Origin of the sequence: Caballeronia telluris, from assembly GCF_001544495.1 — a bacterium.
Lineage (GTDB): Bacteria > Pseudomonadota > Gammaproteobacteria > Burkholderiales > Burkholderiaceae > Caballeronia > Caballeronia telluris.
The window spans coordinates 1-6,479 of sequence record NZ_FCNZ02000079.1; the positions used below are offsets into that span (position 1 = coordinate 1).

A 6,479-nucleotide genomic window follows, 5' to 3' on the forward strand; every position below is an offset into this window, starting at 1 on the left:
ACACTTGCCTCAGCGAGTCAACCTCAAGGCGCTAAACATTAAACCCCTTGTTGCGCTTCGATTTGAAACCGCCCTGTCATAAACCTCAAACACGAACGTCCGATCGTCATTTCTCTCAGATTCTTTCGGAGATCGTACGGTCTCCATCAGTCCAACTCTGTGAACACTCATTTATACGCGCGTGTTTTTGATGTCTCAGACGGCTTTGAGCCAATGCCCACATTCGCGTTTACGACGGCGATTTTTGCTATTTAATAGTACTGTTCACTCTTGTTAACCAAATAGGTTTCCATTCGGTCGCATTTTCACAGCACGTGCGTTCTATAAAAGTCTTTAACCTATGGCTGCGTCACCGCTTCAGCGCTAACTGAGCCAAGCTCGCCTTCGATCCGGCACGCTCATCTGTTCAGACAGCGGTCTATTGACACACGACGGTAAAGACCACGCCTATTTGAAGCAGGTTCATGCACGGCGATATCAAGTCCGGCCCCTTCCTCCTTCAGCAGTTCTCGGTATATTATGAAAGCCGATTTTGCTTCTTGTTTACAAGATAGTTAGCTATACCTTGCGGCCAAGAGATCGTAACAATCCAAAAAATCAATTACGCCGGATTTAGGGCGCTTTTACCATTAAGCACGGCCGCGACGTTATCTAGTGCGGTGAAACCCATTTGGTCGCGCGTCTCGACCGTGGCGCTAGCCATGTGAGGTGTCAAAAACACGTTCTCCAGACTAGCGAATCGCGGGTCGACATTCGGTTCGTTCCGGTAGACGTCAAGACCAGCGCTAAAGAGATGTCCGGATGTCAACGCGTTGTACAGGGCATCTTCATCAACGAGCGCACCACGTGCGGCGTTCACAAATACGGCGCCCTTTGGCAAGGAATCAAATTCCTCTTTCGTCATCAAAGGTTCTCCACCACCAGGAACGTGAAGCGTAAGCACCTCAGAATGCGGCAGCATTTCGCGTACGCTAGGATAGAACGTCGCGCCGTTCTCCAATGACGGGGCGGCACGGACGATGTCCGTATAAATGACTCGCATGCCGAAGCCTTGCGCGCGCCTGGCTACCGCGCGTCCGATACGCCCGAACCCGACGATGCCAAGCGTCTTCCCATTCGCACGCTTACCTAACATCTCTGTCATACCGAACGACTTTCCCCAACCGCTTCGCATGATTTTCCCATACTCTGCCGCACGACGGCCGGCGGCCAATATCAAAAGCATCGTAAAATCCGCGGTGCATTCAGTCAATGCATCAGGCGCGTTCGTCACCGCAATGCCTTGTTTGCGCGCGTACGCCACATCCATGTGATCGACACCTGCGCTGGCATTTGCAATGATTTTGACTGTCGGGGGCAGCGCTGCAATATGTTCCTTTTGTAATCCAGACTTCTTGCCGACCAGAACGGCCTGAACATTATGCGTTTTGCAGAAGTCGACAACGGACCAGGAATCCATGTCGGATTCGGTCACGTAGGCTTGAAATTCGTCGATTGCGCGGGCCGCTACAGCTTGCGGAACCCGTCGGGCAATCAAAAGCTTGGTACGGTTATTTTCCGGCATGGTGTTTTCCTTGATTGAAAGATTCCCCAAAGACTACGAAATGGGATCGCCGCTGGTCAATGTTGATTGGATGAATCAATAGAACCTTATCGATATCTTGCGCAGTCACACCACTTCGCCTGGTCGACAACGCACGCCCTTCCGTGAAGATCTCAGGATCAGGTAAAACCCTGATCCGATGCCCGGCTGTAGGGCCCTCTGATGTTGATTGACCGAATCAAGATTGCCCCGCGTCGTAAGCCGGTGAATTCTTCATTCACGGCAATCAATAACGAAGGGGATTTTTGATGTCTGCACCAAAGAAATTCGCAGCAGTCACGGGCGCTGGATCTGGAATCGGACGCGCTGCCGCCATCTCACTGGCCGCCGCCGGCTTCACAGTGGCGCTCATCGGACGCCGGGAAGAGCCGTTGCTCGAAACGAAGGAGGCGATCGCGGTGGCTGGCGGCAAAGCGGAAGTGTTTCCCGCTGACGTTGCCGACGAAGCCTGGGTCGATCGTGCGTTTTCGCGGATCGCGCAGGAATTCGGCCGTCTCGACGTTCTTTTCAACAATGCGGGGCGCAACGCTGGCGCCGTGCCGCTGGAAGAGTACAGCCTCGACTTCTGGAACGATGTCGTCGCGACCAACCTAACGGGTGTGTTTCTGTGCGCTCGCGCTGCGTGGCGTCTCATGAAAAACCAGAACCCGCAGGGCGGAAGGATCATCAATAACGGCTCGATTTCCGCGCATTCGCCGCGCCCACAGACGATCGCCTACTCGGCGACAAAACACGCCGTGAGCGGCATCACCAAATCGCTCGCTCTGGATGGACGCCCGTTCAATATCGCTTGCAGCCAGATCGATATCGGCAATGCCGCCACGTCGCTGACGGACCGGATGACACGCGGCGTTCTGCAAGCAGACGGGACCACGGCGCCGGAAGCGCGGATGGACGTTACGCATGTCGCGAATGCAATTGTTCATATGGCGAGCCTGCCTCTGGAGGCCAACGTTCTGAACATGACCATCATGGCGACCACGATGCCTTTCGTGGGCCGTGGATAAATCGTCTTTCCTGCCGCACAAAAACAACAACACGCAGGACTTTGATCAGGAGACACCGATGAAAGTCGTAGAGGAACAATTCACTGTACCGGACGACGCGTCTTACGCGGCGGCGGCAAGACCGTCGAAGGTCAGATATGTAGTGCTGTCTCTGCTGCTGGTCGCGACGATCCTCAACTATGTCGATCGATCAGCATTAGGTATCGTCGCGCCGAGTCTGTCGAAGGATCTGACCCTCGACAAAATGCAGATGGGCGAACTTTTTGCCGCATTCGGGCTAGCCTATTCGATCGCTTTGGTGCCGGGCGGAATATTGACGGACGTGGTGGGCTCGCGTGTCGCCTATGCGATATCGCTCGTCGGCTGGTCGATCGCGACCTTCACGCAGGGCCTTGTGAGCAGCTATCACATGCTGCTCGGTTCGCGGCTCGCAATGGGTGCACTTGAAGCACCCGCTTTTCCGTCCAATGCGCGCTCGGTGACATTATGGTTTCCCTCGCAAGAGCGCGGCTTTGCCACCAGCGTCTATGTGATGGGGCAATACATCGGAACGCCAATTTTTACCGGCCTGTTGCTGTGGATCTCGACGCTTTATGGTTGGCGGTCGGTCTTTTTCGTGACGGGTGGTTTTGGCATTCTCTTCAGCGTATTGTGGTTTCGTGTTTATCGAGACCCGTCCAAGCACCGGAAAGTCAACGAACGCGAGCTCCAATACATTAATGAAGGACGCTCGGCAGCTAACCAGAAACCACGCGAGAAATTCAATTGGCGTCTGGCGCTCAAGCTCCTCGGTTATCGCCAGATTCTCGCAATCTGTATTGGGAAATTCTGCAACAACACGCTGCTCGTGTTCTTTACGACGTGGTTCATGACCTATCTGATCGAAGCGCGTCATATGTCGATGATAAAGGTCGGAATTTTTCAGGCCCTTCCTTTTCTTGGGGCGACGTGCGGCATCCTTTTGGCCGGATCGCTGTCCGATTTCTTTATCCGACGCGGCGTGTCGATCTCGACGGCTCGCAAAGCACCCCTGGTCATCGGTACTTTGCTTGGTTCGACAATCATCTTCGTCAACTTCGTCGAGTCTAACGAACTCGTTATTGCTATCCTGACAATCGCATTTTTTGCGCAAGGGGTGGGCTCGATGTCATGGGCGGCCGTGTCGGAAATCGCACCTCGACAATACGTCGGTCTGACTAGCAGCATCACCAGTCTGGCGGCAAATATCGCAGGCGTCACGACGCCGCTCATGATCGGCTATATCACGCATCACACGGGACACTTTTATTGGGCCTTGAATTTGATGGGCGTGTTCTGCCTCATCGGCACGCTGTCGTATTCGCTTCTGCTTGGCAAGCTCACCCGAATCGAACTCTGATCAAACACACCACCATGAATCAAGACCGCATGATCGAATTCAAGTGGGACCATCTGCAGCTGTGTTCTAGCGATGCTGAAGCCACAGCGGCCTGGTTCGCTCGTTGTCTAAGCGCTGAGATCATCCGCCGTCCTGGTCGGGTCGATCTACGCATCGGCAGCATCAATCTGTTCATTACGCCACTGGCGGACGCGCACACGGTCCAACTTCCGACGGACGCGCGAATGCAGGGCATCGGTCATTTCGGCGTGACCGTTGATGATCTCGACGCGGCGTTCGACCACCTCGTGAAGTGTGAGGCGGACATCGTCGAACCCATCAAACAAGTCCGTCCGGGCGTGCGTTGCTGTTTCGTCCGATCGCCTGGCAACATCCTGGTCGAAATTCTCGAACGCAGGCCGAGCGAGATGACATTTAGCTGAAAAAGCGACAGAATTGAGGCTCAAATCATGGTGCTCCCACGCGGCGTGTGAGCGTCATGCCATTTAGTCCCATTGGACGTGGCGCCTCAATCTCATGCGAACCTGGATCACCCTCATCGAAGCGGCGCGACAGCTCGGCGTACAAGCACAAACCGTTTATGCCTATGTCAGCCGAGGCAGCATCGCCGTGATTCCCGATCCTCACGATCCACGCAAGAGCCTTTATCGTGCCGAGGATGTTGCCGTGCTTTGCCGGAAGAAACAGGTGGGCCGCAAACGTGAAGCGTTGGCCGCCGGCACGATATTCGGCTCAGAACCTTGCGTTTATAGCGGCATCACAACTTTCTCGAAAGGCCGCGCCTTTTATCGTGGACGCGACAGCATCCTTCTTTCGGAGACCGCAACGCTTGAAGATGTCGCTGGCATCCTCTGGAACACCCAGACGCCGGTTTTCTTCGAGACTATTGGTATCTCGCTCCAGGGAGACGAGCGTGGCAGGCAATGTGCATTCACGAGCCTCGCTGCCCTGGCGGCCAACGGGCATTCCACGCACGGGCGAACGGACAGCGCGCTACACGCGGAGATCGGAAGACTCGTGGCTCTCGTGGCGCAGGCGTTTGGGGCACAAGGTGACGCGAAGGAGAAGTTCATCCACGAACGTCTGGCGCAGGGCTGGGGGCAAGGGAGCGAGGGGGCCGATCTTATTCGAAGGGCATTGGTGCTCGTGGCCGACCACGAACTGACGAGTTCAACCTTCGCGGCAAGAATCACCGCATCGACAGGTGCATCCTTACCAGGCTGTCTGTTGACCGGTCTGGCCACGTTTTCAGGTCCCCTGCATGGGGACGCATCAGGTCGAGTGCGGGCCGTGTTTGACAACGTCGAACGATTGGGTCCTGAACACGTTGTCAGTCATCACTTGCAGACCGCCATCCCCATTCCTGGTTTTGGACACCATCTCTATCCGGATGGAGACGCTCGAGCGCGGGCATTACTAGATCGTCTTACCCCGCCGAAAGAAATTGCATCATTCATCGAGAGGGTGGTCGAGCTCACTGGATTGATGCCGAATGTCGACGTTGCGCTTGCTGCTTTGGCGGCACAACTTGCGCTTCCGGGGGACGCCTCGTTCGCACTCTTTGCAACTGCCCGTAGCGTTGGGCTGCTCACGCATTGCATCGAACAACTTCGAGTTGGCAAAGTCATAAGGCCACGCGGGCGCTACACCGGACCCGCTCTGGAGGAAAGCAAATTGGCGCCCATCAAAGAACAAGGGCATAGGACGCCTGATGCTGCCACGCTCGACAAGAATCGGGTTTTCAGACCGATCGGTCGCTAATACCCCGTATCAGGGAAACTTAAAACCGGCGCGAATTTTAAGGGCGATTCACTACTATCGGCACCCGGCAGCATCAGGCAAGGGCTGGGACAGCAAGCGACAATGTCGGGTTTTCGTTGCACGATACCACTGTGCCAGAAGGCTCGGAACTCGAACTCGAATACAAGCACCACATCGAGGCGAACTACATCTTTGCGGGCGAGGGCGAAGCCGTCAATCTGGCGAGCAGCAAAACCTATCCGCTCGAGCCGGGATGGAACCTTACAATGGATAAGTATTACGTTGCCGAACGAAGTAGAAGAGTTTGTGCGAGAGAAGATCGCCCGCAGAAACTATGCATCTGACACGGAAGTGCTGCGCAATCGAGGCGTGGCTGCGAGACCAAGTGGTTCCTGAGGCGAAAGCTCTCGGAGAAAATTCTGACCGAGCACTCTCGGCGAGCACGTGGGTAACTTGCCAAAGCGCGCGCAGGCCGCGGATGACCAAGAGAATCCAGTTCGCCCTAGAAGCACCGGAGCAACTCAGCGATTAAAGGAGAGAATCACCTTTATACTTCTGGCGGCGGAAAGGACCACCACCACGACCGTCAGAAACGCCTATCCGCGTCGGCTATCGCCGGACAGGCGTCTTGCTTGTCAAGTCGGGGGCGCCTGCATGCGCAAGATTGATGTGTGCTACGGTTACTCGATTGCGGCCCGCACGTTTGGAGGCATAGAGCGACTCGTCCGCG

The 6,479-nt window shown here is 55.4% G+C and carries 6 protein-coding genes; 5 read left to right on the forward strand and 1 reads right to left on the reverse strand.

Annotation, left to right across the window (positions count from 1 at the left end; all coding sequences use genetic code 11):
• Positions 1–601: 601 nt before the first annotated feature.
• On the reverse strand, positions 602–1,564 hold the full coding sequence (locus AWB66_RS31835; protein WP_087633967.1) for a 2-hydroxyacid dehydrogenase: 963 nt from the start codon (positions 1,562–1,564) through the stop codon (positions 602–604).
• Between the two features lie 287 nt (positions 1,565–1,851).
• Here AWB66_RS31835 and AWB66_RS31840 point away from each other — a divergent pair, with 287 nt between their 5' ends.
• The 5 genes from AWB66_RS31840 to AWB66_RS34770 all read left to right on the forward strand — a co-directional run bounded on the left by AWB66_RS31840 (position 1,852) and on the right by AWB66_RS34770 (position 6,093).
• Complete coding sequence (locus AWB66_RS31840) at positions 1,852–2,610, forward strand: SDR family oxidoreductase (RefSeq protein ID WP_087633968.1); 759 nt, start codon at positions 1,852–1,854, stop codon at positions 2,608–2,610.
• Positions 2,611–2,668: 58 nt separating this feature from the next.
• On the forward strand, positions 2,669–3,988 hold the full coding sequence (locus AWB66_RS31845) for an MFS transporter (protein WP_087633969.1): 1,320 nt from the start codon (positions 2,669–2,671) through the stop codon (positions 3,986–3,988).
• A 29-nt stretch (positions 3,989–4,017) separates the two neighbouring features.
• The gene (locus AWB66_RS31850) at positions 4,018–4,410 is read left to right on the forward strand and encodes a VOC family protein (protein WP_087633971.1); all 393 of its coding nucleotides are present in this window, start codon (positions 4,018–4,020) and stop codon (positions 4,408–4,410) included.
• A gap of 94 nt (positions 4,411–4,504) precedes the next feature.
• Positions 4,505–5,749 (forward strand): citrate synthase, encoded by a 1,245-nt coding sequence (locus tag AWB66_RS31855; RefSeq protein ID WP_087633970.1) that lies wholly within the window; start codon positions 4,505–4,507, stop codon positions 5,747–5,749.
• Positions 5,750–5,880: 131 nt separating this feature from the next.
• Entirely contained in the window at positions 5,881–6,093 is a 213-nt protein-coding gene (locus tag AWB66_RS34770) for an ectoine synthase (protein ID WP_235021350.1), read from the forward strand.
• The last annotated feature ends 386 nt before the right edge of the window (positions 6,094–6,479 follow it).

Bases quoted from the DNA above. Each gene is read 5' to 3' on its own strand.
- AWB66_RS31835 (WP_087633967.1), bottom strand. From the start codon at position 1,564: ATGCCGGAAAATAACCGTACCAAGCTTTTGATTGCCCGACGGGTTCCG.
- AWB66_RS31840 (WP_087633968.1), top strand. From the start codon at position 1,852: ATGTCTGCACCAAAGAAATTCGCAGCAGTCACGGGCGCTGGATCTGGA.
- AWB66_RS31845 (WP_087633969.1), top strand. From the start codon at position 2,669: ATGAAAGTCGTAGAGGAACAATTCACTGTACCGGACGACGCGTCTTAC.
- AWB66_RS31850 (WP_087633971.1), top strand. From the start codon at position 4,018: ATGATCGAATTCAAGTGGGACCATCTGCAGCTGTGTTCTAGCGATGCT.
- AWB66_RS31855 (WP_087633970.1), top strand. From the start codon at position 4,505: ATGCGAACCTGGATCACCCTCATCGAAGCGGCGCGACAGCTCGGCGTA.